Source organism: Methyloligella solikamskensis, from assembly GCF_042676065.1.
GTDB lineage: Bacteria > Pseudomonadota > Alphaproteobacteria > Rhizobiales > Methyloligellaceae > Methyloligella > Methyloligella solikamskensis.
The window spans coordinates 353,237-378,521 of the sequence record NZ_JBHTJO010000001.1; the positions used below are offsets into that span (position 1 = coordinate 353,237).

A 25,285-nucleotide genomic window follows, 5' to 3' on the forward strand; every position below is an offset into this window, starting at 1 on the left:
AAGCGCCACCTTCTCGTCCCCCAACTTATTCGTAGTAGAGGCCTTCCGGACCGAGGCCGATATTCAGGCGCAGCATGGTCCGGCTGGCGAAGGCGTCCGTGTCGTCGATGCGGGTCACGTCGCCGGTGTTGGAATTGGAGTACTGCATCTCCGGCACCCAGGAGATGTACTCGTAGGTGCTCATGAGGGAGACGCTGGTCCGCGGCGTGAACTGCTTGCGGGTCTCCAGGGTCAGACCACCGATGAAGGCCGTGTCGTCGGTGGAGAGCCCCAGGCTGTTGCCCGGCACGCGGCCCTGATAATCGGTGTCGACACCGTAGACACCGGCATAGGCCTTGAAGCCCGCCTCAAGCCCCAGACCCGACCGGAAGTTCTGGAAGATCGGCAGCTCGTAATCGCCGCCAATGGCCAGATAGGCACCGTAGTAGCTGGTATCCAGCGACTCGTTATAGGTGCCACCGTTGATCCCGCTCAGAGTGCGGAAGTTGATCGAGGTGTCCTGGTTGATCTCGCGGATGTCGCCGCCCAGCGCCACGTAGGTGGCGTTGATGATCGGCACGCCCGGGGTGCCTTCCATGTAATAGCGGCCTTCGAGCTGGGTGCCCCAGTGATCGACATCGCGCTTGGTGCGCTCGCGCAGATCCACGCCCACCGGGGTGGTCGCGTTGGCGCCGGTGAGATTACTGGCCTCGCAGCTCTGAGCAGCGCTCGCCGCGCAGCGGACGCCCTTCTCCTGGTCGATGCCGCTCCAGAAGCCCCCCAGCGCGATCGCGGTGGAGGCGCCCCACGGCACCAGCAGCTCGCCGCTCACGGCGCCGCCGAACTCGTCCTCGAAGCCGTTGCTGTTGGGATATTCGCGGTTGCCGCTGGGACCGGATCGATACCCGAATCGGATATCGGGCAAATCCAAACGGCTCAAGCCGCCGCCAATGGAAAGCTCGGCCTCGCCCACCTTCGTGGTGGCGACGCCAGGCATGCTGTAGTCCTGCGCCGAGGCGGGATAAGCCACTCCAGCCAGTGCGACAGCACCGATAAGTCCAGCCGTGATATGCCCGATACGCAGCATGTAAGTCCCTCCTCGCCGATCTAACTTGTCAAAATAACTGCGAGAGCGGGTAAACGTAACTGGCATAAGATAAATTTCGGCTGGGCGTGATAATTCAGCCACAAGCCACCAACAGCCCCGATCAGGCGTCGCTGAGCAGGGTTTTTAGCGAGATTTCCGGCCGTGCGCCGATATGGGAGATCACCTCGGCTGCGGCGAGGCTGCCCAGCCGTCCGCAGGTCTCCAGGGTCTCGCCACGGGACAGCCCGTAGAGGAAGCCCGCAGCATAGAGATCGCCGGCGCCCGTGACGTCCACTACTGATTCGACGTTTTCCGGCGGAATCGACACCGGGCTGCCGTCGGCGAACACCATGGAGCCCTCTTCGGAGCGGGTCAGGACGGCGAGCTCGCAATCGGCCGCCATGCTTTTGGCCGCATCGTCGAAATTGTTGGCTTCGTAAAGGGCCGTCGCCTCCTTCTCGTTGGCGAAGACGATATCGGCCCCCTCCTTCACCAGCTTCAGGAAGTCGTCCCGGTGCCGGTCGACGCAGAAGGCGTCGGACAGGCTGAGCGCCACCTTGCCGCCGGCCTCGCGGGTCATGCGGGCCGCCTCGTGGAAGGCCTTCTTCGCTTCGGGCTGGTCGAACAGATAGCCTTCAAGGAACACGATCTTGGCGTTGTCGATCAGTTCCTTGCTGAGATCGGCGGTGGTGAAGCCCGTGCCGGCTCCGATGAAGGTGCTCATGGTGCGCTCGCCGTCCGGGGACACCATGACCAGGCAGCGGCCGGTGCCGATATCGCCCGGGGACGTGTCGTAGGAGACACCGAGGGAGGTGATGTCGTGGCGGAACACCTTGCCGAACTGATCGTGGCCGACCTTGCCGATGAAGCCGACCTTTGCGCCGAAGGAGGCGAGACCGGCGATGGTGTTGGCGACGGAGCCGCCGGAGCGTTCGGTCGCGGGGCCCATATCGCTGTAGAGGTTCTCGATGGCGTCTTCCTCGATGAGCTGCATGAAGCCCTTCTGCAGGTCATGCTTGGTGAGAAAGCGATCCTCCACACGGGCGATCACATCGACGACGGCATTGCCGATGCCTACGACGTCATACTCACGATTCTCCATTCAGCGCGCTCCCTTCTGAAAATTGTGGGGTGGATGTTTCGGCTTATGACTGGCACCGAAAGCAGCCAGCACTATAGTCGCGCGGCCTTAGAAAACGGAACCGCTTATGATCAACGCTGCACTCGAAGCTTTTCGCGACCTTCTCACCCCGCCTTTCCGTGCCGTTGCGCTGAAGGTGCTGGGTCTGACGATCCTGCTGCTTGTCGTGACGATCGTCGGGATCGAATGGGTGTTCGGCTATCTCGTGGAGTGGCCGAGCTGGGTCGAGAACTTGATTCAGGTGCTTGGCGGGTTGGTGCTGGTGGTCGGATCCATGTTCCTGATCCCGCCCATCTCTTCTCTTATCGTGGGCCTCTATCTCGATGAGATCGCCGAAGCGGTGGAGCAGCAGCATTACCCGGAGCAGCCGCCGGGCGAGGAGCTCCCCGTGGGGATCTCCGTCTGGCTGGCGATCAAGTTCTTCTTCGTGGTGATCGGCGTCAATATCCTGGTGCTGCTTCTACTGATCGTGCCCGGGGTCAATCTGGTCGCCTTCTATGTGGGCAACGGCTACCTTCTGGGCCGGGAGTTTTTCGAGATGGTGGCCATGCGCTACATGCCCGTGGCGGAGGCCAGGGCGTTCCGGAAGCAGAACAGCTTCTACGTCTTCCTGTGCGGGCTGCTGATCGCGGGCATCGCTTCGGTCCCGATTCTGAATTTGCTGACACCGCTCTTCGCCACCGCCTTTATGGTGCATGTCTTCAAGCGCATGGCGATGCGCAAGCAGATCGGTCTCCCGGCGGCGTAGCCCTAAACGGGTGCGAGAAGGGCCGCACCTTGCGGCACGGCCCCTCTCTCGATTGCTTCTCTTTGCCGCTACTGCCGAAGGCTGGCGGAGTCCTTGGCCTTGGGCGCCTTGAGTTTCGGGATCTCGTAGGTCTGATCGATCGGGATCGCGATCATCTCCTTGGCGTCGAGATCGAAGTCGTTCAGATCGACCTCGCGCAGGGCCTGAAAATCCTCGGTCTTGAAGTAGTAGCGCTTGCCGGTCATGTCGGCGACGGTCGACCACTCGGTGATCTCGTTCACGCCCTGGCCTTCGCGCACGAAACCGGCCGGGATGTCGAAGTTGTTCACGATATGCTCGGCCATGCGGACGCCGCTATCGGTGTCGGGCTGCACCTCCGAAGAGATAGCCAGGCCCAGGACGCGAATGAAGCGCGACGGCGGGGTCGGATCGCCCGGCACGCCGAGCATGCCGCTGCCCTGACCGAAGGACGCGATGGTTTCGCCATCGATCTTCAGAGGCGGCACGTTGAACGGTGAGAGCTTCACATAGTTGCGCAGATTGGTCAGGTGCCAGTCGAAGCCCGGCGAGTTGGTCATCACGCCCAGCGGGTTGTCATAGACCTTGAGCTTGCCGTCGACGGGTTCGATCACGATGGAGTTCCCGTTCGTGTCGTGCAGGGTGTAGTGCAGCGGCAGGGAGGTGATGTCACCTACCTTGAAGGGCAGCGGGAAGTCGGCGAGCTGCACGTTGGCGAGCGCCGCTTTGACTTCGTCCGTGGTGGCGAAGTTGGTCAGAACCCAGCTCAGGAACTGCCAGGGACCCATGGCTTTCGCCGCATCGGCCTCGTCGGCGGGCACGTAGCCGGCATAGCCCGGGAAATAGAGGGTGCCGCCGGTCAGGCCTTTCTCGTTCATGCCGTCAACGATGAACGGGGTGTCAAGAACGTTCATTCCGGTAGCGGCGTATTTGGCCTTCCAGGTCCAGCCGCCTTGGCCCGATTTTGTGGCGGCCTCGTAGGCGTAGCCACGCGGGACAACGACGATCTCGGACTTGAGGGGGATGCCGAACTCCATGGTCCGGCCGTAGATCGGGTCGCCGTCCTTGGTTTTGATGAGGAAGCTGGTGCAGGCGTTCGCGGCGGGTGCGAAGGCAAGCGAGGCAGCGGCAGTCAGGCACGCAAGATTGCGAAGGGCAGACAGCATTATCGTCACTCCGGAAAGTGGATCAATTGAACCGGGTGCGAGCTAACCATCTGATCGTAAAGATCTTTGCTGCTTCGCACATTCAAATTGTCGATATCGGGACTTATCTCGGCGAGTGGCCATGTCTCGGTGGGATCCGGAAATGAAAAAGGGCCGCGCTTTCGGCACGGCCCTTCTTCGCGTCCACAAAGGGTGCTGCTGTTACTGCAGGCTTGCGGAGTCCTTGCCCTTCGGCGGCATGACCGCCGGGATCTCGTTGACCTGGTCGATGGAGATTTCGACCAGGTTTTTGGCGTCGAGGTTGAAATCCTTCATGTTGATCTGGCGAAGGGTCTGATCCTCGTAGGTCTTGAAGTAGTAGATCTTGTTCCTCGTGTCGGCGATGACGCTCCACTGGGTGATGTCGTCAGGTGCCGCGGTGCCGGGCCGGGAATAGCCTTCCATCAGATCGAAATTGTTCAGGATGTGCTCAGCCGTGTTGACCGCTTTTTCGGTATCAGGCTGGACCGCCGCGGAGATCGAGTAGGCGAGCACGCGGATGAAGCGCGACGGCGGGGTCGAGTCGCCCGGAATGCCCAGCATGCCGCTGCCCATACCGAAGGAGGCGAAGGTCTCGCCATTGATCTTCAGAGGCTCGGCGGGATAGGGCGAAAGCTTCACGTAGTTGCGCAGATTGGTCAGGTGCCAATCGAAGGTCGGCGCGTTGGTGAGAACGCCCAGCGGATTGTCGTACACCTTGAGCTCGCCGTTGATTGGCTCGACGACGATAGAATTCCCGCTCGCATCGTGAAGTGTGAAGTGAAGCGGGATCGATTTAAGTCCGCCCAGATCGAAGGGCGGCGCGAAATTGGCGAGCTGAATATCGGCGAGCCCCTTCTTCACCTCATCGACGGTGGCGTAGTTCGTGAGCGCCCAGGTGAGGAACTGCCAGGGGCCCATGGCCTTCTGGAGGTCAGCCTTCTGGGGATCCACATAACCGACATAGTCGGGGAAGTAGAGCATTCCGCCGGCGAGACCCTTCTCGTTGATGCCGTCGACGAGATCGGGGGTGCCCAGCCAGTTCATGCCGGTAGCGGCGTATTTGCCGGTCCAGCTCCAGCCCTTCTTGCCGGGCAGGCTGGCCGCTTCATAGGTGATGCCGCGGGGAACGACGGCGAGGTTCGACTTCAGCGCAAAGCCGAACTCCATGGTGCGCCCGTAGATCGGATCGCCGTCCTTGGTCTTGATGAGGAAGCTCGTGCAGGCGTTGGCCGTAGGCGCAAAGGCCAGAGAAGCCGCAGTGGCTACGCAGAGCAGGGTGCGCAATGAGGAAAACATCGAAGTATCTCCGAAACAATCTTAGTCCAGCGGTCTGAAGATCTAGCTGGAAAGTCTGAAAATCCTTTTCGGAGGATCGAATCAAATTTCGCTAACTTGCCGCAGGGGCCGGTGTTTTTGGCTTGAACAGGCAGATATCGGCAATGACGCAGCGCCAGCATTCGGGCTTGCGCGCCTTGCAGATGTAGCGGCCGTGCAGGATCAGCCAGTGATGGGCGTGGAGCTTGTACTGGTCGGGGACGACCTTCTCTAGGCAGAGCTCGACATCGAGGGGCGTCTTGCCCGGCGCGAGCCCGGTGCGGTTGGACACGCGGAAAATATGGGTATCCACGGCCAGGGTCGGCTGGCCGAAGGCGACGTTCAAAACCACGTTCGCGGTCTTCCGGCCGACGCCTGGCAGCGACTCCAGAGCGTCGCGGTCCTCCGGCACCTTGCCGCCGTAGTCTTCCGCCAACGTCTTGGATAAGGCGACGATATTCTTGGCCTTGCTGCGGAATAGGCCGATGGTTTTTATTTTGTCGATCACCTGCTCCTCGCTTAAGCGGGCCAGCTTCTCCGGCGTGTCCGCGAGCGCGAAGAGGTCCGGCGTCGCCTTGTTGACCGAGGCGTCGGTCGCCTGGGCGGACAGAACGACGGCGACGAGCAAGGTGAACGGACTCGAATAGTGGAGTTCGCTCCGCGGATCCGGATCGATCTCCTGGAACCGGCGGAACATCTCCTCGATTTGCGGCTTGCTTAGTTTCGAGCGATAAGTTTTCGCTCGGCGAGACTTGCTTGGGCCAGACTTCGTCGAACCGGATTTGGCGTTTTTCGGCGCTTTTTCCGGTTTCTTGGCGCGTTTCGCCTCAGTTGACCGGTTTGATTTGGGTTGAACCGCCACGCTTGGCCTTCTACCTAATTTCGGCAAGGAGGCACCCTGAGGTGCCTGGCGCAAAGCTATGACAGACCAGTCGCAACAGTCTCAAGAGGAATTCGAGCCTGAGGAAGAATCCCGCTTCCGGGCGCTGCTGACGCCGAACCGGTCGCTCGGCCCGAAGGGTTTTCTCATCCTCATGTGCTTTATCTCCGGCATCAGCTTCACCGCGGGGCTGATGTTCTGGATGATGGGCGCCTGGCCGATCATGGGCTTCTTCGGGCTGGACGTGGCGCTGATCTATATCGCCTTCCGGGCAAGCTATAAGGCGGGGCGCCTGCATGAGACGGTGGAGCTGACCGACGAAGCCCTGACCGTCACCCGTGTGCAGCCTTCGGGCCGGTCGCAATCCTGGACCTTCAATCCTTACTGGGTACGGATTGCGGTGGAGCGGCGGGTGGGCCTGTGCAGCGAGATGTCCCTTGCCAGCCATGGCCAGAAGCTCGTCTTCGGCGCCTTCCTCACGGACGAGGAGCGGGAAGAGTTCGCCGACACGCTGCGTTCGGCCATCGCCGAGGGGAAACCGGCTTAGGGTTCTCCCCTCCAAAGCCACTTCTTAAGAGCGCAAGTTTCGGGTCGCTTCCTGGCCGCCGGCCTCCTAGGCTTTGTCCGCTATCAGGAGGTTGCCGTGCTGACCGAACCCCAATCCGCAGTGTCGAACGATAGGAATGCGCCTCTAAGCTCCGAGGCCCCATCGGACTACGAGCGCGTGTCGGCAGCGGTCCGCTTCGTCACGGAGAATGCGGACGACCAGCCATCGCTGGAGGACCTCGCCCGGCATGTGGGGCTGAGCCCGTTCCATTTTCAGCGTCTCTTCAAGCGCTGGGCCGGGGTGAGTCCGAAGGTTTTTCTCCAGGCCCTGACCCTGGACCGGGCGCGGGCCATGCTGCGAGACCAGGCGAGCGTGCTGGAGACGGCACATTCGGTCGGCCTGTCGGGCGGCGGGCGTTTGCACGATCTCTTCATGACCCAGGAGGCGATGACGCCGGGCGACTACGCCCGCGGCGGTGCGGGGCTCGAGATCGCCTATGGGTTTCACGCTTCCCCCTTCGGCGAGGCGCTCGTCATGCAGACCCGACACGGTCTTGTGGGACTGGCCTTCTGCGATAACGCGGATGCGCGGGCGCAAACCTTCGAGGACATGCGGCGGCGCTGGCCGCGAGCGACCTATGTGGAAGATCCGGCCGCGACGAGACGAAGCGTTCAGAGCATATTTGGTGGTGCCGGGCAGGCGGACGAGCCGCTCGACATCATGCTGATCGGCACGGATTTCGAGCTCCGGGTCTGGCGGCAGCTCATGCAGGTGCCCATGGGCGAGGTGACGAGCTATGGAAGGATTGCCGAGGCCATCGGCAGGCCTGGTGCGGCGCGCGCCGTGGGCCGGGCGGTGGGACGCAATCCGCTCTCCTTCGTGGTGCCGTGCCATCGGGCGCTCGGCGCAGGCGGATCGCTCACCGGCTATCATTGGGGCCTGGTGCGAAAGCGGGTGCTGCTGGGCTGGGAAGCGGCGCGGCTGGCGCGCTGAGCCTATTCCTCGTCCTTGAGGTCGTAGCGCTTGGCGATGCTGCCGTCCTCGTTCAGACGGTAGATGCGCGGCACGGCGGTGGCGAGCGTCAGCTCCTCGATCTGCTCGGGGCTCATGCCTTCCAGGTCCATGATGAGGGACCGCAGGGAATTGCCGTGGGCGGCCACGAGTACCGACTTGCCGGAGACGACCTCGGGAAGGATCCGTTCTTCGACGAAGGGTATGACCCGTTCGGCGGTGGTCCGGAGGCTTTCGCCGCCGGGCGGCGTCGCCTCGAAGCTGCGGCGCCAGGTGTGGACCTGGTCCTCGCCCCAGCGCTCGGCGGCTTCCGCCTTGTTAAGACCGCAGAGATCGCCGTAGTGGCGTTCGTTGAGGGCGACATCCTCGACCACCGTAATGTCGTCCTGGCCGAGCTCGTCGAGAATCAGCTTACAGGTGTCCTTGGCGCGGCGAAGCGCGCTGGTGAAGGCGAGATCGAAATGGAAGCCGTGGCTCTTCAGGGCGCGGCCCGCCCGCTGGGCTTCCTTGATGCCTAGAGAAGTGAGGGCGACATCGCGCCAGCCGGTGAAAAGGTTCGCTTCGTTCCATTCGCTCTGGCCATGACGGACCAGCACAAGCGTCCTTTCCAACCCTTCCGTCATCGTATTCACAATCCGAGAACGTCGGCCATGGAGTAGAGGCCTGGCGGTTTGCCGAAGCCCCATTGTGCGGCTTTGACGGCGCCGCGGGAGAAGATGCCGCGATCGGTGGCGATATGACCGAGCTCGATACGTTCGCCGGGTCCGACGAAAACGATCTTGTGCTCGCCCACCACGTCGCCGCCGCGCATGCAAGAGAAACCGATATCACCGACGCCCCGTTCCCCGGTCTGGCCTTCGCGGGCGAAGACGCCTTTGTCCTTCAGGGAGACGCCGCGCGCCTTGGCCGCGGCCTCGCCGAGCATCAATGCAGTGCCGGACGGCGCGTCCTTCTTATGGCGGTGATGAAGCTCGACGATCTCCACATCGAAGCTGTCGTCCAGGGCCTTGGCCACCTTCTCGGTGAGGTTCGCGAGCAGGTTCACGCCCATACTCATATTGCCGGCCCGGATGATGGTGGCGTGGCGGCTGGCCGCCTCCAGGGCGTCGATATCCTCGTCGGACAGGCCGGTCGTGCCGATCACGTGGACGATTCGGGCCTGGGCGGACAGGGCGGCGAATTCGACAGTCGCTTTCGGGCTGGTGAAGTCGAGCACGGCCTGGACCTCGGCGAACAGCGGCACGGGGTTGTCCGTGATGGTGACGCCCAAGGGCTCCAGCCCGGCGACCTCGCCGACATCCTTGCCGATGAATTCGGAGTCCGCCTGCTCCACGCCGCCGGCGACCGTGCAGCCGGGCGTCTCGGCCACAGCGCGGGTCAGGGCCTGGCCCATGCGCCCGCCAGCGCCGAGCACCGCGATCTTCATATCTTGGTCTGACATTGTCGAGAGCGCGTCGGGTTAAGGTGGGTTCTGGCACGGCGCGAAGCGCCGGTGCCGTTCTATGACCTGACTTCTAAGACTTGGCTTGCCCGGTCACAAGACCGGAGGCGGGTTTGTTTTGTCTGCGGAGACAATTTATCCCCCGCCCGTGCCCCGGGTCAGCGTGCGGTTCGACTAGCTCAAGCGACAAGAGAGGATTTTGGTTCCTGCTCTTTCGCTTCTTCGTGCTCGGGCACCTCGTCTTCAGGCGCGCCGTAGTAGAAGCCCTGCACCTGATTGCAGCCCCATTCCCGCAAGGTCTCGGCCTGGGCGGCGTTCTCCACGCCCTCGGCAGTGATGGTGACATGGAGCGATTTGCCGAGGCCGACGATGCTGCTGACGATGGCGCTGGCTTCGGCGTTCTGGCCTAGAGACTCGACGAAGGATTTGTCGATCTTGATCTTCTTGACAGGGAAGCGGGTCAGATAGCTGAGGCTGGAATAGCCCGTGCCGAAATCATCCATGGCGATGGAGACGCCGAGCCGGTCCAGGGCCTCCAGCATGGCGACCACGGATTCGGTGTTCTGAAGCAGCAGCTTCTCGGTGATCTCCAATTCCAGGCGGGCGGGGTCGAGCCCGGTCTCTTTCAGCACGCGCTTCACCATGGCCACGACGTTCTGCACCTTGAACTGGGCAGGGGAGAGATTGACGGCGAGCTTGGCGTCGTCGTCCCAGGTCGTAGCGTAGTGGCAGGCGGTGCGCAGGATCCATTCCCCGATGGGAGCGATTAGGCCGGTCTCTTCCGCGAGCGGCAGGAAGACGGAGGGCGGAATGTCGCCGTCGGTGGGGTGACGCCAGCGGGCCAGGGCCTCGTAGCCGGTCAGCGCGCCGGTCTTGAGGTCGAATTGCGGTTGGTACTCCACCCGGAGCTCGCCCTTGCGGACGGCGACGCGCAGATCGTTCTCCAGACGCCGGCGCTTCTGCAGCGCGGCATCCATGGACGGCTCGAAGAAGCGGAACGTATTCCGGCCCTCCTGCTTCGCCCGATAGAGCGCGAGGTCGGCGTTCTTGAGGAGCTCGTCGCCGGTGGTGCCATCCTCCGGCGCGATGGCGATGCCGATACTGCCGGAGCTGACGACTTCATGGCCGTCGAGGCGATAGGTTTCACCCAGGGCGCCGGTGATCCGGCGCGCCAGGGGCAGGATATCCTCAGGCGTCTCCAGCTGCTCCGCGACGATAGCGAATTCGTCGCCGCCGAGACGGCCCACGAGATCGACCTCACGGACATTGGAGCGCAGGCGGGCCGCGACCTCCTGCAGCAAAAGGTCGCCGGTCGGATGGCCGAGGGTGTCGTTGATGTCCTTGAAGCGGTCCAGGTCGAGACAGAGCACGGCCATATAGGTCTCGTGGCGCCGGCAGCGACCGACCGCGCGATCGAGGGTCTGGCGGAGTTGCAGCCGGTTGGGCAGCCCGGTCAGGGAATCGTGCAGAGCGAGAAAGCGAATCTGATCCTCAGCTTTCCAGCGCTCGCGGATGCGGCGGGACGCGATGGCGGCCGGAACCGAAAAGCCCATGACAATCAACAAGCTGGTCGCAAAGCTCACGACGGTCAGGGCCGTGTCGGTCATGTTCGCCGCGGCCTTCTGGTCGATGCGGAAGGCATAGATACGATCGAGGCTGCCGTCGGCCGAGCGGATCGGTACGAAAGCCAGGGGCTCGCCGGGCCCGGCATCGAAGCCGTCGGAAAACTGCATGTGGCCGGTTTCGATCGCTTGGTCGAGGCCGGCGCTCGCCGCCGGGTTCTGCAGCATGGTGGAGAGGTTCTTCGAATCGAAATCGCCGCCGGTGGCCAGCACCTCGCCCTCGGGCGAGAGGATGGCGAAGCCGGCGAGGCGGCTCACGTAATCGTCGGGCTCCTCATTGCTCCCGCCTCCGACCCAATCCAGGATCAGATTCTCCAGGCCGGGCCCGGAGTGACTTTTCTCGTGGAGATCGTAGACTTCCGCATTCGCAACGGAATCGGCATGGCTTGCCAGCACGTCGGGATCCAGGGTGCGGGTCGGAAGGCCCAGCACCTCTTTATCCAGCTTTCCGCTCCGGGAGAGGCTCGTATCCACAATCTTGGTCCAGCTGATTGTGGCGTCGCGCGCGTCGGTTTCCAGAACGTGCTGAAGAGTGGTTCGCCCGGTCATTACGCCAGCCACGACCGTCAATAGGCCGAGGATGACGAGGCCAACCATTATCAGTCGGTCGCGTCCAGCAAAGTCAGGCATGAATGTAGCGCTCCCATAGCCGCCGGTGTAGGGAGCGCTTATACGGGCGTTATGTTAAGACCAGACCAATTGGGGCGGTTAGCGGGTGGTAAAGAAACTATCTCCAAGCGAAGGCAATCTTGCGCAAGGACATGTCTCCGAAGCGCTCAGAGCCTTCCGCGACGGGCTCTCCGCCACGATTGAGATAGAAGTTGCAAGCCGCGTCATTGTCAGCCAAAGCCCAGACAACAAGGCCTTTCACGCCGGCATTGGCGAGACATTTCCGGGCGCCGGAAAAAAGCTGCTCTCCGAAGCCGAGCCCCTGATAGACGGGGTGGATATAGATCTCGTAGATCTCGCCCTGGAACGCGGAGCGGCGAAGGCGGCTGCGTCCGTAGGTTGCATATCCCAGGGCTTCGCCACCAAAGTCGAGGACGAGCATCGCGTTCTTGCGGACGATTGCCGTGTCCCACCAGCCGGGGCCGCGCAGGGCGATCAGTCGTTCGAGTTGCTTATGGGGAATGATGCCTTGATAGGCGCCGCGCCATGCGTCCGCATAGACTTCCGCGAGCTTGGGCGAATCGTCAGGACGCCCTCTTCGAATCTGCGCGACCTTCGTCTCCATAAGCAAAGATTAGCCACTGCTTCGACGATTCGCAAAGACAATGCTTGCTTGACTCGTGCGTAAGATTCGCTCTCACGCAAAAAGGGCCGGACATTCCTGCCCAGCCCTTTGAACCATCGAATTATCGAATGCGTGTGACGGCTAGTCGCGGGACATCACGATGATGTTGAAGTCCTCATCGAGCTTGATGTCGTACGGGCCGATCTCGCATTCCGCATCGTCGATTTCGAAGATGCCGGACTTCTCGGCGTCGTAGTCGCCGCCCTTACAGCCGATCGCGGCGAGAGCTTCCTCGATCTTCGTCACCTCCTCATCGGACGGCGGGATGTCCTCGTCGGCGAGGGCAACGTTGGAGAAGGAGAGCGCAGCGGCGAGCGCCAGGGAAGCGGCGAAGGTCGTGGTCTTGAACATCTGGATTCCTCTTATGCATTGAATCTGGCAATTGGGGCCGCGGGGAATCGCGGCATCAATTTGCCAATCCATAAGAGCAAAGATCCCAAGCGGCCGGGAGATGGTCCCGGACAACTGGTGAAAACCAAGCAATGGTTTTCGGGATAATCCGGCAATCAATTTGCCATCCGGAGCCTGAGTGAGGCGTAATTACGCAGGCACCGTCCCGGCTTCCTTAGCGCGCTCGGCCCGCTTGCGGACATTCGGATCGAGATGCTGCTTGCGGAGGCGAATCGATTTCGGGGTCACCTCGACGAATTCGTCGTCGGCGATCCAGGCGAGCGCCCGCTCCAGGGTCATCTTAATGGGCGGGGTAAGCTTCACCGCCTCGTCCTTGGAGGTCGTGCGGATGTTGGTGAGTTTCTTGCCCTTGAGCACGTTCACCTCGAGATCGTTCTCCCGGGTGTGCTCGCCGACGATCATGCCCTGATAAACCTTCCAACCGGGCTCGATCATCATCGGGCCGCGGTCTTCCAGATTCCACAAAGCGTAGGCCACGGCCTCGCCGTTCTCGGTGGAGATGAGCACGCCGGTGCGGCGGCTCGGGATGTCGCCGCGGAAGGGCTGATAGCCGTGGAACAAGCGGTTCATGATCGCCGTGCCGCGGGTGTCGGTCAGAAGTTCGCCCTGGTAGCCGATGAGGCCGCGGGTCGGCGCCTGGAACACGAGCCGCAGGCGTCCACCGCCGGACGGCTTCATCTCGACCATCTCGGCCTTGCGCTCGGAGAGCTTCTGGACGACGGCGCCGGAATGCTCCTCGTCGACGTCGATGATGACTTCCTCGATGGGCTCCAGCACCTGGCCGTCCTCGTCCTTCTTCAGGACCACGCGCGGACGTGAGACGCCGAGCTCATAGCCTTCCCGGCGCATGTTCTCGATCAGGATGGCGAGCTGCAGTTCGCCTCGGCCGGAGACGATGAAGCTGTCCTTCTCGGCCGTGTCGGAGATGCGGAGCGCCACATTGCCTTCGGCCTCCTTCATCAACCGGTCGCGGATGACGCGGCTGGTGACCTTGTCGCCTTCGGTGCCGGCGAGGGGGCTGTCATTGACCATGAAGGTCATGGAGACGGTCGGCGGGTCGATGGGTTGGGCCTGGATCGGCTCGGTGACCTGGGGATCGCAGAACGTGTCGGCCACCGTGCCCTTGGTGAGGCCTGAAATGGCGACGATGTCGCCGGCCTGGCCGTCTTCCACGGGCTGACGCTCGATGCCGCGGAAGGCCAGGATCTTCGAGACCCGGCCCTGGTCGACGACGTCGCCCTTGGCGTTGAGCACGTGAATATTCTGATTGGGTTTCAGGCTGCCGGCGGAGATGCGCCCGGTGATGATGCGGCCGAGATAAGGGTCGGATTCCAGCAGCGTGCCGAGCATGCGGAAGGGGCCGTCCTCAACGGTTGGGGCTGCGACGTGGCGCAGGACCAAATCGAAAAGGGGCGCCATGCCCTGATCCTTCGGGCCGTCCTCGTTCTCGGCCATCCAGCCTTCCTTGGCGGAGCCGTAAAGGATGGGGAAGTCGAGTTGCTCGTCGGAGGCATCGAGTGCGGCGAACAGGTCGAAGACGTCATTGATCACCTCATCGGGACGTCCGTCGGGCTTATCGACCTTGTTGATCACCACAATGGGCTTAAGACCGACCTGAAGTGCCTTGCCGACGACGAATTTCGTCTGGGGCATGGGGCCTTCGGCGGCGTCGACCAGGACGATGGCGCCATCGACCATATGAAGAATACGTTCGACCTCGCCTCCGAAATCGGCGTGGCCCGGCGTATCGACGATATTCACGCGAGTGTCGTTCCAGACCACCGAGGTGGCCTTGGCGAGGATGGTGATGCCACGCTCTTTCTCCAGATCGTTGGAGTCCATGACGCGCTCTGCAACGCGCTGGTTCTCGCGGAACGTGCCTGATTGCTGGAGGAGCTTGTCGACCAGGGTCGTCTTGCCGTGGTCGACATGGGCGATGATGGCGATGTTACGTAGCTGCATGGAGCCTTGAACCGATTGGGGCCTTAAACCAAAAAAGCGGGCCCGCTTATTCGGACCCGCGTCTGTCTCTGCCTGCCATATATAGAGGGTGCGTGACGCTTGCAATGCGTCGTCTCACCCCTCCCGCCTGCTATCTGAGGTTGCTCCACGGTCCGACATAGCCGCCGCTGCCCTTACCGCTGTCCTTGGGATGGGCGCCGTTCAGCATCATGAGCTCGCCGAGATTCTCCGGGGTCAGCAGGCCGACGAGCTTGCCGTCCGGGCCGGTGACGCCGACGGCGGGCTGGCGTTTCTCGGTCAAGGCGCGCAGCGCCGACTCCAGGCTGGCGCGTGCGGACATCATCGGGATCTCCGTCTGCATCGCTTCCAGCACGGGGGTCTCGGGGCCGGTCTGTTTCATGGCCTTGACCATGGCATCCCGGGTCAGCAGCCCGCGCATATGGCCGGCGGCATCGACGACGGGAAATTCCTTCTGGGTGGTGCGGATCAGGGCGTCGGCCGCATCGGCCACGGTGGCCTTCATGTCGAGGGTCTCGAAGGCGGTGATCATCGCATCCGACACAAGCGTGCCCTTGGCCACGGCCTTGAGCTGGGCCTGAGAGGCCTCGCCTGAGGCGGCCAGGAAGATGAAGCCCGCGATGATGATCAGCATGGGATTGTAGAACAGGCCGAGGATGCCGAAGACCACGGCGAAGCCCTGGCCGATATTGGCGGCGAGCTCCGTGGCGCGGGCATTGCTCATGCGCATGGCAAGCAGAGCGCGCAGCACCCGGCCGCCATCCATGGGAAAGGCGGGGATCAGATTGAACAGCACCAGGACGATGTTGGCACCGGCGAGCTTGGCCGCGAGGGAGACACCGGGGTCTTCAAGCGCCGTGAGATTGTCTGGAGCGAGTTGCGGTCCCACCCAGAGAAGCAGAAGACCTGCGATCACGACATTCACGGCGGGGCCGGCGACCGCCACGATCAGCTCCTCCATGGGTTTGTCGGGCATGCGCTCCATGGAGGCGATGCCGCCGAAGGGCCAGAGCGTCACGTCGCGAGTCGGCACGCCGTAGCGGCGGGCGGCGAAAACATGGCCCAGCTCGTGGAGCAGCACGCAGAGGAAGATGAGGACGATGAAGGTCGTGCCCTGCCAGGCGGCCGCGGCGCCACCCCGGCCGTAGAACACCATCCAGAGCCAGACCAGAAAGATCAGGAAGGTGATGTGAATGCGGATTTCAGTTCCGCGGATGGAGCCGAGGGCTAGGGACCAGCGCATCTCGTCTTCGCGATTGCCTCCGTCTTGGATTCCGCCTGGCCGTCGCTGTGCGTTCCCGGTCTCGTTTGAAACCAAAGGCGTGGGCACCGTGTTCAGGCGGTATGAGCGAACATACAGATAGAGATAGAGTTTGGGAGATTATCGACAAGGCGTTCATCTGCATGATGGTGACTCGCTTCTCCGATGGTCTGCGGGCGCGGCCCCTGGAAGCCCGTTCCGACAAGGACAAGGGGCTGATCTGGTTCCTCACCGATGTGCGGGGCCACAAGGATGAGGAGATTGCGGCCCATCACGAAGTCTGCCTGACCTTCGTCTACCCGGAAGACAGACAAGGCGTATCTGTCCGTCTCCGGTCACGCGGAAATCATGCGCAATACGGAGAAGGCGGAGGAGCTCTGGAACAAGGAGCAGACGGCCTGGTGGCCGGAAGGGCCGAGCGATCCGAATGTGCGGGTAATCCGCTTCGATCCCGAACGGGCCGAACTGTGGGACGGGCCGAAGAACTCCGCCGTGGCGTCTTACGAGTTCAAGAAGGCGCGGGCGACGGGCGAGCCACCCAATCTCGGCGAAAACCTGAAATCTACAGTCGACATGGATTGACGGTGGCTCTGCCGGGACCCTTGATTTAATTCGATAATCGCGCTTTAAGCTCGCGTTCTCGTTTTCCACGATTCGCGCTAAGATTGACGCTTCGGTCATAGAATTGCCGCGTCAACTCGGGCATGTTGGAAGCTCGAGACCATTGGGCGGCGGAGACGGTTGGCCAGCCAGACTTCATTCCATCATTTTTCATTCCGCGCCGCGGGGCGATTGGCTCCACGGCGCTATTTTTGAGCGCGTTTTTTTATGTGCGGATTAGCAGGAATTATCGACCTCAAGGGCCGGCGGGACATCGATCGCGACCAAGTTGCCCGCATGACCGCGACGCTGACCCATCGCGGGCCGGACGATAGCGGATTTCACTTCGGGCCCGGTGTCGGGCTGGGGCACCGCCGGCTGAGCATCGTCGGACTGGATGACGGGCGGCAGCCGATCTTCAGCGAAGACGGCCAGATCGCCGTGGTCTGCAATGGCGAGCTGTTCGATTATCGCGAGCGCAAGGCCGAGCTGGAAGACAAGGGCCACGTCTTCAGCACCCATAGCGACAGCGAGATCATCGTCCATCTCTATGAGGAGTACGGCGAGGATCTGTTCCCTTATCTGAAGGGTCAGTTCGCCTTCGTGCTGGTGGATTTCCGGAAGGGCGTGGTGCTGATGGCCCGGGACCGGATGGGTATCTGCCCGCTGTTCTGGTCGAAGCAGGGCGACTTCCTCTATGTCGGCTCGGAGATCAAGGCGCTGCTCGCCTCCGGCGACGTTCCGGCCGAAGCCGATCCGCGCGGGCTGGACCACATGTTCACCTTCTTCGCGCTGACCTCGCCCCGCACTGCGTTCGCCGGAGTGAAATCCCTGCAGCCGGGGAACTTCCTGCGCGTCGCGCTCGATGGCTCCGGCCGGGCGGCCGAGCCGGTGATCCGCAAATACTGGGATTTCGACTTTCCCGATTGGGGCGATGAGTACGATCCTGCCGAGACCGAGGCTGTCGACGGGTTCGAGGCCGCCTTCCGGCAGGCGGTCGATCTTCGCCTCCGGGCGGATGTGCCGGTCGTGGGGTATCTCAGTGGCGGCGTGGATTCAGCCTATGTGCTGGCCATGGCGGCGAAGGTAGCGGGCCGTCCCCTGCCGAGCTTCACCGTCGGGATGCAAGGTACCTCGCTCGACGAGACCGAGCACTCGGCGGAAGCGGTCGCTGCGATCGGCGGCGAGCAGACCGTGATCGAGGCCCACTCTAATCTGATCTCGGAGAACTATGCGGCGCTCGTGACCGGCGCCGAGGCCCCGGTGCTGGATACGTCTTGCGCGGCGCTGCTGGCCCTGTCCCGCGGTGTGCGGCAGCAAGGCTACAAGACCGTGATCGCTGGCGAGGGCGCCGACGAAGGCTTCGCCGGCTATGTCTGGTTCAAGGTGCGGGAGGCGGGGCGCCTTCTCGACTTCGGCAACACGTTCCGGCCCAGCGCGACTATGGGCAGGGTGCTCCGCAAGATCGGGGCGCCGGGTTCCAGCTTCTCGGAATTTGCCCGGAACGATGCTCTGACCGGCGGGCCCCAGGCGCAGTCGCAGCTCTACAATCTCGTGGCGACGGCCCGGAAGCGCTTCTACAGCGACGAGATGTGGGAGCGCCTCGACGGCCATGTGGCCTATGAGGATATCGATCTGGACCTGGAGAAGATGAAGCGCTGGCACCCGCTGAACCAGTCGCTCTATCTCGGCTACAAGGTGCATCTCCCCGGCCTGCTTCTCAGCCAGAAGGGCGACCGGGTGGCCATGGCGAACGGGGTCGAGGTTCGCTACCCCTTCCTGGACGAGGACGTCATCGACTACGTGTCCAAGCTCCATCCGCGCTGGAAGCTGAACCGTTGCGTCCGCGACAAATACCTGCTGCGCAAGGCGGCGGAGCGGATCCTGCCGAAGCGGATCGCCCAGCGGCCAAAGAACATGTTCCGGGCGCCCCTTGCCGAAAGCTTCCTGGCCGATCCGCCCGCCTTCGTGCGCGATCTCCTCAGCCCCGAAAGCCTCCGCCGCACCGGCTATTTCGATGCGGCCCAGGTGGAGCGCGACCGGGATGTGCTGGCCAAGGGCGACAAGAAACTCGCGACCTTCGCCAGCTTAGGCCTCGGCGGCGTGGTCGCCACCCAGCTTTGGCATCACCTCTATCTCGGTGGCGACCTTTGCGAGCTGCCGGAGGTCGACCTGAACCCGGTGGCTTGCGAGCGCAGCGAAGGCCGTCTGGCCGAGGCGGTCGCGGCAGCGGAGTAGTTCGCGGCCTCTGTCTACTGAGATTGCTGCGAGTGCCGCCGGCGGCCTCTCCCTTTGGGAGAGGTGAATTGATGCCATCGCCTCAAAACGAAGCGTCATGCCGTTCCATCGCGACAAACCGCGAGGCCAGTGGAATGGATTGCCGGGTCAGACCCGGCAATGACGAGGACTTCGAAGCAGCCTTTGCGACGCTGTTTCCCTACTTATTCCGCAGCTTGCCCAACGTGCGCAGGCGCAGCGCATTGAGGCGGATGAAGCCCTTGGCGTCGATCTGGTCGTAGGCGCCGGCGTCGTCCTCGAAGGTGACGAGATCGTCGGCATAGAGGGACTTGTCGCTCCTCCGGCCGGTGACGATCACATTGCCCTTATAAAGCTTCAGCCGGACCTCGCCCTCGACATGCTCCTGGCTCTTGTCGATCAGGGCCTGGAGCATCTCGCGTTCGGGTGAGAACCAGAAGCCGTTATAGATCAGCTCCGCGTAGCGGGGCATGAGCTGGTCTTTCAGATGAGCGGCCTCCCGGTCGACGGTCAGGCTTTCGATAGCGCGGTGGGCCGGCAGCAGGATGGTGCCGCCCGGCGTCTCGTAGATGCCGCGGGACTTCATGCCGACGAAGCGGTTCTCCACCAGGTCGACCCGGCCGATGCCGTTGTCGCGGCCGAGTTCGTTGAGCTTGGTCAGGATCTCGGCTGGGCTCATGCGCTTCCCGTCGATGGAGACGGCATCGCCCTTCTCGAACCCGATGATGATCTCGGTGGCCTTGTCGGGGGCGTCCTCGGGCGAGACCGTGCGCTGGAAGACGTATTCCGGCGGCGCCTCGAACGGGTCTTCGAGCACCTTTCCTTCCGAAGAGGAGTGAAGAAGGTTGGCATCGACCGAGAAGGGTGCCTCGCCCCGCTTGTCCTTGGAGACCGGGATCTGGTGCTTCTCGGCGAACTCGATGAGGTCTGAGCGGGAGACGAAATCCCATTCCCGCCACGGCGCGATCACCTTGATGTCCGGGTTGAGCGCATAATAGGCGAGCTCGAAGCGCACCTGGTCGTTGCCCTTGCCGGTCGCGCCATGGGCCACGGCGTCGGCGCCGGTCTCGCGCGCGATCTCGATCTGGCGCTTGGCGATCAGGGGCCGGGCGATGGAGGTGCCGAGCAGGTAGACGCCTTCATAGAGCGCATTTGCCCGGAACATGGGGAAGACGTAGTCGCGGACGAATTCCTCGCGGAGATCGTCGACGAAGATCTCCTTGATGCCGAACATCTCCGCCTTCTTCCGCGCCGGCTCCAGCTCCTCGCCCTGGCCGAGATCGGCGGTGAAGGTGACCACCTCGCAGCCATAGGTCTCCTGAAGCCATTTGAGGATGATGGAGGTGTCGAGGCCGCCGGAATAGGCGAGCACCACCTTCTTGATGTCTTGTTCGGCCATGGACGCGCTTTCTGAAATTCGTCGCGGAATGAGATGCGGGACTTATAGGAAACTGGGCGGGCGGGGCAAGCGGCGCTTCCGCGCTCCCAAGCCTCAAGCGCCGCGGCCGCAGATGAGCCAGAAGACAAAGCCGCCGGTGAAACCGGCCGTGGCGAAGATCGCCGTGGCCTGGACCGGGGGCAGAGTTGCCATCTCGTCGGGCGTGCCGACCAGCAGAGGCACGGCAAGGAGCGAGAGGCCGCCGGCGAGCACGTAATACATCCAGCTGGTGAACTTCAGCACTTCGCCGATCACCACAGCGACGAGCGCGGGCAGCACGGTGAGGGTGGGCGCCACGGCGGCTGTGAACATGACCAGGCCGAAGACCTCGCCACCCTCCTGCATCATGGGATCGTGGGGCGCGGCCTGGCGGAGCTCGTCGCCGACCCAGAGCGCACCGAGGAGCAACAGAACGACGAGCGCGATACCGGAGGCGAAGAGGAAGGAGACCACCACCCAAAGAACGCGGAAGATCGTGCGGGTGATCACAAAGTTCTCCTCAAGGATGGCACGGGGTGCGGCTTAGACCGTCTCCGACTTGGGAAGGTCGTCGTCGAGGCCGTAGTAGTCCGATTTGGACCCGACAAAAATATGTTGTCCGAGCTGGATGCCGGTGGGCGGGGTGAGCGACCCGGCAGCCACATAAAAGTCCGGCTCGGATTCCGAGCGCCAGAAGAGGCTGCTGCCACACCGATTGCAGAAGCCGCGTTCTGCGTCGTCAGAGGAGCGAAACCAGGTGAGGCTTCCCCGGTCCGCGATCTCGATCTGATCGGGTGCGCAGGTGAAATTTACCGCGAAGTGCCCGCTGGTCTTGGCGCATTGCCGGCAGTGGCACGCGATGGCATCGCTGACGTTGCCGGAAATCTCATAGGTCACGTCGCCGCAAAGGCAGCCGCCTCGCCTCTTCTCGCTCATCCGGTCTTCTCCCGTCGCTGGATTGCGGCAATGTGCTTTCAACCCAACCGGCGTGCGATGCGTCGCTTGGCCGGTTGCCAACGCTTGGCTCGATCACACAATCTCTGCAAGTGGCATAGGGGAGGACGTCATGCCAAGCATCGATTTCTGGTACGAATTTGCAAGCAGCTACTCCTATCCGGCCGTGATGCGGATTGCGCCGCTGGCCGAGGATGCAGGCGTCACCGTGAACTGGCGCCCCTTCCTGCTGGGACCGATCTTCGCCAACCATGGCTGGGCGGATTCACCCTTCAATCTCTACCCCAGCAAGGGGCGCTATATGTGGCGCGATCTGGAGCGGATCTGCGAGAAGGAAGGACTCCCGCTCAGCCTGCCACCGGTATCGTTTCCGCAGAACGGGCTAAAGGCGGCGCGGATCGCCCGTGCGCTGCGCGACGACGGCTTGACGCCGGATTTCACGAGGGCGGTGTTCAAGGCGAATTTCGTCGAGAAGAAGTGCATCAGCCTGGATAACGTCCTGGCCGAGATCCTCCAGGGACTCGGACTCGATGCGGAGGCGGTTCTCGCCAAGGCGGAGACCGACCTGAACAAGGCCCATCTGCGCGCCGATACGGATGAGGCGATGCGGCTCGATATCTTCGGCGCGCCCTCCTTCACGGTCGGCGATGAGCTCTTTTGGGGGAACGACCGCCTGGAAGACGCGATCGAGTGGGCGGTGAAGCGGGGCTAGGCGCACCGTTCTAAGGTGGCGTTGGTCTCTCGAGCTTGCTCAATCCGGGTTCGCCAAAGAGGGGATCGAAATGCTCCGATAGGGTCTCGGCGAAGGATTTCGTCAAATGGTGGCTGTCCCAGAGGATCAACCGACCACCGACGACGGGATGGCATTTGCGTGCCGGACAAATGGCGTCGGTCAGATCAATGACCTGAATCCTTGGCGTCTTGCCGTATTTCAGCTCCGGGTATCTTCCAGCTTTCTTTTCCCATATGCACGCCTCCTCGTCCCCCGGGTGAGCCAGAAGACACACTGGAAGATCGCCTTTCCTGGAAGGCACATCGCGTAGAATTCGTATGTTCGCATTCGTGCTTGAAAGGAGGCGTCCGTTAAGGGCGTCCTCGCCGGCGCGTCTTACCTTCAGCGCGTCTCGGCCTCGAAGCAGACGAAAGGAGCTGTCGAGGACGGGTGGACCGCTCATGTTGGCGAGGAAGATCAGCTCGGGATCCATCTCGATAATTTCGCGGATCGTACGCTCACGCCAGGCGTGGCACTCGTGATAGGGCCTATTGAGCTTCTTGTAGTAGGTGGGCGCCTCGATAGATGCGCAGGATGCCTTTGTGCGTACGACCAGCTTCCAGCCAGCCCGCTTTGCGGCAGCGTCCACGGCCGGAAACCAGGCAGCCGCATGGGAGTCTCCGAAAATGACGGCGACTCTCTCGCCATCCGTATTCCCGTATACGCAAGCGCTCGAATAAACCGCGTCATGCGACAGCAAGCAGTTGTCGTGTTTCAGTTGTGATCGATCGTCAAACACCGACTCCACGGCGATCTTCCGGCCGTCGTTCAGGAGAATGAACTGTCGCGCGAAGGTGGATTCTCCGACGAGCCCAAAAGCAGCGGCACCGACGGACAAAACGGCTCCGAAAATAAGCGAGAGGGAGACCGAGCCGGTGAGCACCGGCCAGTAGCGAGCAGGCTGCTCAACAATCGCATACGTGGCGAAGGCTAGGGCCAGGGATATTAGAATCAGGAAGCAAATTCCGACGGCGGAGATGTGCGGGATAATCGCTTCCCCAATCACCAAGACCGGCCAATGCCACAGGTACCAGGAGTAAGAACGGCGCCCAATACCGGCTAGAAGCGGATGCGAAAGAGATCGTCCAACCCATCCCCCGGCATGGCCGGCAGGCGCATCGACGTTTCGCCCCGAGAGGATGATGGAGGCGGCCCCGAAGGTAGGAAGTAGAGCGAACAGGCCGGGGTATCTCGACGCTTCATCGAGGAAGAATGCGGCTGCGAGGATGGAAGCGATCCCGCAGGCGGCCAAGAGATTGCGCACCCCCGTCGCCAGTGAGCCGAAAGCAATTAGAGCGACAACACCACCGACGCAAAGCTGCCATGCACGGGTGTGGGTGCCGAAAAAAGCAAGAGGTTGATTGTCGGCGGTGAGGATGAGGCAGAGCGCAAAGGAGAGAACGCTAACGGTGATGGTCGCGGTCAGGATGGCGCGGGTGTCGCCCCCGCCGAGGAGGCGTCTTCCAGCAATCAAAGCGAAGCCGAGGATCAATGGCCACACCAAGTAAAATTGCTCTTCGATTGCGAGCGACCAATAGTGGAGAAAGATGCTGGGGGCCTGATCCGAGGCGAAGTAATCGGTCGCCCTATCGGCGAACCTCCAGTTGATAAAATAAAGGGCCGCCGCCGGCATCTCTTTTGCTGCACGGCTGGCCTGAAGAGCCGGCAAGAATAGCGCAGCGGCGATTAGCGAGACGCAAAGAACCAGAACCGCTGCGGGCAGAATCCGGCGCATCCGCCGGGCCCAGAAATCACGCAGGCCAATACGTCCCGTAAGAGCAATCTCACGTACCAGCAGCCCGGTGATGAGGTAACCCGAGATGACAAAAAAGACGTCGACGCCAACGAACCCACCCGGCGTAACGGGGAAGCCTGCGTGAAACAGGACCACGAGGACGACGGCGATAGCACGAAGTCCGTCAATATCGCTTCTGTATCCCGACTCGACGCGGCGGAAGAGCTTTCGGGTTGGGCGAGCCGTGCCGACAAGCGTTTCGATGGTAAACTGCCCCCAGTTGTTGTCGCGCATTCTGCGCGCGACCTAAAACTGAAGGACCTCACGACTGAACTCAAGTTATGCGTGTGGGGTTAGCTAACGTCTCCGGCCGCGGCGCGCTGGCTGGCGCGGAGCTTGACGGATGCGCTCTTGAGCTGGCCGCAGGCGGCCATGATGTCCCGGCCGCGCGGTGTCCTGACCGGTGATGCATAACCCGCCCGGTTCACCACATCGGCGAATTTCTCGATCTGGTCCCAGTCGGAGCATTCGTAAGGCGAGCCCGGCCAGGGATTGAACGGGATTAGGTTGATCTTGGCCGGGATCTTGGCCAGCAGCCGGACCAGCTCCTTGGCATCGGCGATGCTGTCGTTGATCCCGTCCAGCATCACGTATTCGAAGGTGATGCGCTTGGCGTTGGAGAGGCCGGGATAGTTGCGGCACGCCTCCAGCAGGTCGGCGATCGGCCATTTCTTGTTGATGGGCACGAGCTCGTTTCTGAGATCGTCCCGAACGGCATGGAGCGAGATGGCGAGCATGGTGCCGGCCTCTTCGCCCCAGCGCGGGATCTCGGGCACCACGCCGGAGGTCGACAGGGTGATGCGCCGCTTGGACAGCGAAATACCTTCGCCGTCGGCGACGATGGCCATGGCGTCGCGCACGCCATCGAAATTGTAGAGCGGCTCGCCCATGCCCATGAGCACGACATTGGTGATCTTCCGGTCCGCGTTGGGCAGGCCCGTCTTGTCCTCAGGGCCTTCAGCGCCAGGCCAATCGCCCAGCCGGTCGCGCGCCAGCATGACCTGGGCCACGATCTCGCCGGCCTCCAGATTGCGCACCAGGCGCTGGGTGCCGGTGTGGCAGAAGCTGCAGGTGAGCGTACAGCCGACCTGGCTGGAGATGCACAGGGTGCCGCGGTCGTCCTCGGGGATATAGACGGTTTCGACCTCGCGCCCGTCCTTCAAGCGAAGCAGCCATTTGCGGGTGCCGTCCTGAGACACCTGCTCGGAGACGATCTCGGGCCGGGCAAGGCTGTAGCTTTCGGCAAGCTGCTCGCGCAGACCCTTGGCCACATTGCTCATTCGCTCGAAGTCGTCGACGCCGCGCACATACATCCAGTTCCACAGCTGGCCGACGCGCATGCGCTGCTGCTTATCGGGAACGCCTAGGACGGCCAGGTGCTCGGCGAGCGCTTCCCGGTTCAACCCGATAAGGGATGGCAGGGCGGTTCCGCGCGAAGGGCTCGCGGCCTCGGATATGGCAGGTGCAGTAAGCATGGCCCAGACATAAGGCCTTAGGGCTCAAATGTGGAGAGGAATGCGCAGATTGTGCGGGCAACGTCGGGCGCGCCGGATCTCCCCAGCACGCCCGT

General features: G+C 62.6%; 23 protein-coding genes and 1 pseudogene. 7 read left to right on the forward strand and 17 right to left on the reverse strand.

What is annotated here, in order from left to right; translation table 11 throughout:
• Nucleotides 1-25: 25 nt before the first annotated feature.
• Together ACFQ2F_RS01725 and ACFQ2F_RS01730 are read right to left on the reverse strand one after the other, a co-directional pair.
• Nucleotides 26-1,066, reverse strand: a complete 1,041-nt coding sequence (locus tag ACFQ2F_RS01725) for a hypothetical protein (protein WP_379084793.1) — start codon at nucleotides 1,064-1,066, stop codon at nucleotides 26-28.
• 121 nt (nucleotides 1,067-1,187) lie between these two features.
• Complete coding sequence (locus ACFQ2F_RS01730; RefSeq protein ID WP_379084796.1) at nucleotides 1,188-2,168, reverse strand: adenosine kinase; 981 nt, start codon at nucleotides 2,166-2,168, stop codon at nucleotides 1,188-1,190.
• Between the two features lie 106 nt (nucleotides 2,169-2,274).
• On the opposite strand from ACFQ2F_RS01730, the gene ACFQ2F_RS01735 reads away from it, so the two are divergent.
• Nucleotides 2,275-2,955, forward strand: a complete 681-nt coding sequence (locus tag ACFQ2F_RS01735; protein ID WP_379084799.1) for a sulfate transporter family protein — start codon at nucleotides 2,275-2,277, stop codon at nucleotides 2,953-2,955.
• Nucleotides 2,956-3,023: 68 nt separating this feature from the next.
• Here the strand turns inward: ACFQ2F_RS01735 and ACFQ2F_RS01740 are convergent, their stop codons facing one another.
• The 3 genes from ACFQ2F_RS01740 to nth all read right to left on the reverse strand — a co-directional run bounded on the left by ACFQ2F_RS01740 (nucleotide 3,024) and on the right by nth (nucleotide 6,363).
• Nucleotides 3,024-4,139: a linear amide C-N hydrolase gene (locus ACFQ2F_RS01740; protein WP_379084802.1), complete on the reverse strand. Its 1,116-nt coding sequence runs from the start codon at nucleotides 4,137-4,139 to the stop codon at nucleotides 3,024-3,026.
• Nucleotides 4,140-4,340: 201 nt separating this feature from the next.
• On the reverse strand, nucleotides 4,341-5,456 hold the full coding sequence (locus ACFQ2F_RS01745) for a linear amide C-N hydrolase (protein WP_379084805.1): 1,116 nt from the start codon (nucleotides 5,454-5,456) through the stop codon (nucleotides 4,341-4,343).
• 91 nt (nucleotides 5,457-5,547) lie between these two features.
• Nucleotides 5,548-6,363, reverse strand: a complete 816-nt coding sequence (gene nth / locus ACFQ2F_RS01750) for an endonuclease III (RefSeq protein ID WP_379084808.1) — start codon at nucleotides 6,361-6,363, stop codon at nucleotides 5,548-5,550.
• A gap of 31 nt (nucleotides 6,364-6,394) precedes the next feature.
• On the opposite strand from nth, the gene ACFQ2F_RS01755 reads away from it, so the two are divergent.
• Together ACFQ2F_RS01755 and ACFQ2F_RS01760 are read left to right on the forward strand one after the other, a co-directional pair.
• Nucleotides 6,395-6,901 (forward strand): DUF2244 domain-containing protein, encoded by a 507-nt coding sequence (locus tag ACFQ2F_RS01755; RefSeq protein WP_379084811.1) that lies wholly within the window; start codon nucleotides 6,395-6,397, stop codon nucleotides 6,899-6,901.
• Between the two features lie 120 nt (nucleotides 6,902-7,021).
• Complete coding sequence (locus ACFQ2F_RS01760) at nucleotides 7,022-7,894, forward strand: methylated-DNA--[protein]-cysteine S-methyltransferase (RefSeq protein ID WP_379090555.1); 873 nt, start codon at nucleotides 7,022-7,024, stop codon at nucleotides 7,892-7,894.
• A gap of 2 nt (nucleotides 7,895-7,896) precedes the next feature.
• Here the strand turns inward: ACFQ2F_RS01760 and ACFQ2F_RS01765 are convergent, their stop codons facing one another.
• From ACFQ2F_RS01765 to ACFQ2F_RS01795, 7 genes are all read right to left on the reverse strand, one after another.
• Nucleotides 7,897-8,523 (reverse strand): 2,3-bisphosphoglycerate-dependent phosphoglycerate mutase, encoded by a 627-nt coding sequence (locus ACFQ2F_RS01765; RefSeq protein ID WP_379090557.1) that lies wholly within the window; start codon nucleotides 8,521-8,523, stop codon nucleotides 7,897-7,899.
• 17 nt (nucleotides 8,524-8,540) lie between these two features.
• Nucleotides 8,541-9,338 (reverse strand): 4-hydroxy-tetrahydrodipicolinate reductase, encoded by a 798-nt coding sequence (dapB, locus tag ACFQ2F_RS01770; protein WP_379090560.1) that lies wholly within the window; start codon nucleotides 9,336-9,338, stop codon nucleotides 8,541-8,543.
• A 194-nt stretch (nucleotides 9,339-9,532) separates the two neighbouring features.
• On the reverse strand, nucleotides 9,533-11,524 hold the full coding sequence (locus ACFQ2F_RS01775; RefSeq protein ID WP_379084814.1) for a putative bifunctional diguanylate cyclase/phosphodiesterase: 1,992 nt from the start codon (nucleotides 11,522-11,524) through the stop codon (nucleotides 9,533-9,535).
• 178 nt (nucleotides 11,525-11,702) lie between these two features.
• Nucleotides 11,703-12,209, reverse strand: a complete 507-nt coding sequence (locus ACFQ2F_RS01780; protein WP_379084817.1) for a GNAT family N-acetyltransferase — start codon at nucleotides 12,207-12,209, stop codon at nucleotides 11,703-11,705.
• A 141-nt stretch (nucleotides 12,210-12,350) separates the two neighbouring features.
• The gene (locus tag ACFQ2F_RS01785) at nucleotides 12,351-12,620 is read right to left on the reverse strand and encodes a hypothetical protein (protein WP_379084820.1); all 270 of its coding nucleotides are present in this window, start codon (nucleotides 12,618-12,620) and stop codon (nucleotides 12,351-12,353) included.
• A 189-nt stretch (nucleotides 12,621-12,809) separates the two neighbouring features.
• Nucleotides 12,810-14,642, reverse strand: a complete 1,833-nt coding sequence (gene typA, locus ACFQ2F_RS01790) for a translational GTPase TypA (protein ID WP_379084823.1) — start codon at nucleotides 14,640-14,642, stop codon at nucleotides 12,810-12,812.
• Between the two features lie 130 nt (nucleotides 14,643-14,772).
• Nucleotides 14,773-15,903 carry a site-2 protease family protein gene (locus tag ACFQ2F_RS01795; protein WP_379084826.1) on the reverse strand — a complete coding sequence of 377 codons (1,131 nt, stop codon included), beginning with the start codon at nucleotides 15,901-15,903 and terminating at the stop codon, nucleotides 14,773-14,775.
• A 164-nt stretch (nucleotides 15,904-16,067) separates the two neighbouring features.
• On the opposite strand from ACFQ2F_RS01795, the pseudogene ACFQ2F_RS01800 reads away from it, so the two are divergent.
• The 3 genes and pseudogenes from ACFQ2F_RS01800 to asnB all read left to right on the forward strand — a co-directional run.
• Nucleotides 16,068-16,160: pseudogene (locus ACFQ2F_RS01800) on the forward strand (pyridoxamine 5'-phosphate oxidase family protein); the annotation flags it as partial.
• Nucleotides 16,161-16,269: 109 nt separating this feature from the next.
• Nucleotides 16,270-16,503: a pyridoxamine 5'-phosphate oxidase family protein gene (locus ACFQ2F_RS01805; RefSeq protein WP_379084829.1), complete on the forward strand. Its 234-nt coding sequence runs from the start codon at nucleotides 16,270-16,272 to the stop codon at nucleotides 16,501-16,503.
• A 246-nt stretch (nucleotides 16,504-16,749) separates the two neighbouring features.
• Complete coding sequence (asnB, locus tag ACFQ2F_RS01810) at nucleotides 16,750-18,759, forward strand: asparagine synthase (glutamine-hydrolyzing) (protein ID WP_379084832.1); 2,010 nt, start codon at nucleotides 16,750-16,752, stop codon at nucleotides 18,757-18,759.
• A gap of 199 nt (nucleotides 18,760-18,958) precedes the next feature.
• On the opposite strand, the gene ACFQ2F_RS01815 is transcribed toward asnB, so the two are convergent.
• From ACFQ2F_RS01815 to ACFQ2F_RS01825, 3 genes are all read right to left on the reverse strand, one after another.
• Entirely contained in the window at nucleotides 18,959-20,176 is a 1,218-nt protein-coding gene (locus tag ACFQ2F_RS01815) for an argininosuccinate synthase (protein ID WP_379084835.1), read from the reverse strand.
• Nucleotides 20,177-20,269: 93 nt separating this feature from the next.
• A complete protein-coding gene (locus ACFQ2F_RS01820) occupies nucleotides 20,270-20,704 on the reverse strand; it encodes a hypothetical protein (protein WP_379084838.1) in 435 nt (144 codons plus the stop codon).
• A 33-nt stretch (nucleotides 20,705-20,737) separates the two neighbouring features.
• Nucleotides 20,738-21,130 carry a GFA family protein gene (locus ACFQ2F_RS01825; RefSeq protein ID WP_379084841.1) on the reverse strand — a complete coding sequence of 131 codons (393 nt, stop codon included), beginning with the start codon at nucleotides 21,128-21,130 and terminating at the stop codon, nucleotides 20,738-20,740.
• A 130-nt stretch (nucleotides 21,131-21,260) separates the two neighbouring features.
• On the opposite strand from ACFQ2F_RS01825, the gene ACFQ2F_RS01830 reads away from it, so the two are divergent.
• Entirely contained in the window at nucleotides 21,261-21,860 is a 600-nt protein-coding gene (locus ACFQ2F_RS01830) for a 2-hydroxychromene-2-carboxylate isomerase (protein ID WP_379084844.1), read from the forward strand.
• Nucleotides 21,861-21,870: 10 nt separating this feature from the next.
• Here the strand turns inward: ACFQ2F_RS01830 and ACFQ2F_RS01835 are convergent, their stop codons facing one another.
• Together ACFQ2F_RS01835 and rlmN are read right to left on the reverse strand one after the other, a co-directional pair.
• On the reverse strand, nucleotides 21,871-23,949 hold the full coding sequence (locus ACFQ2F_RS01835) for an acyltransferase family protein (RefSeq protein WP_379084847.1): 2,079 nt from the start codon (nucleotides 23,947-23,949) through the stop codon (nucleotides 21,871-21,873).
• Nucleotides 23,950-24,008: 59 nt separating this feature from the next.
• Nucleotides 24,009-25,190, reverse strand: a complete 1,182-nt coding sequence (gene rlmN / locus ACFQ2F_RS01840; protein ID WP_379084850.1) for a 23S rRNA (adenine(2503)-C(2))-methyltransferase RlmN — start codon at nucleotides 25,188-25,190, stop codon at nucleotides 24,009-24,011.
• Nucleotides 25,191-25,285: the final 95 nt, after the last annotated feature.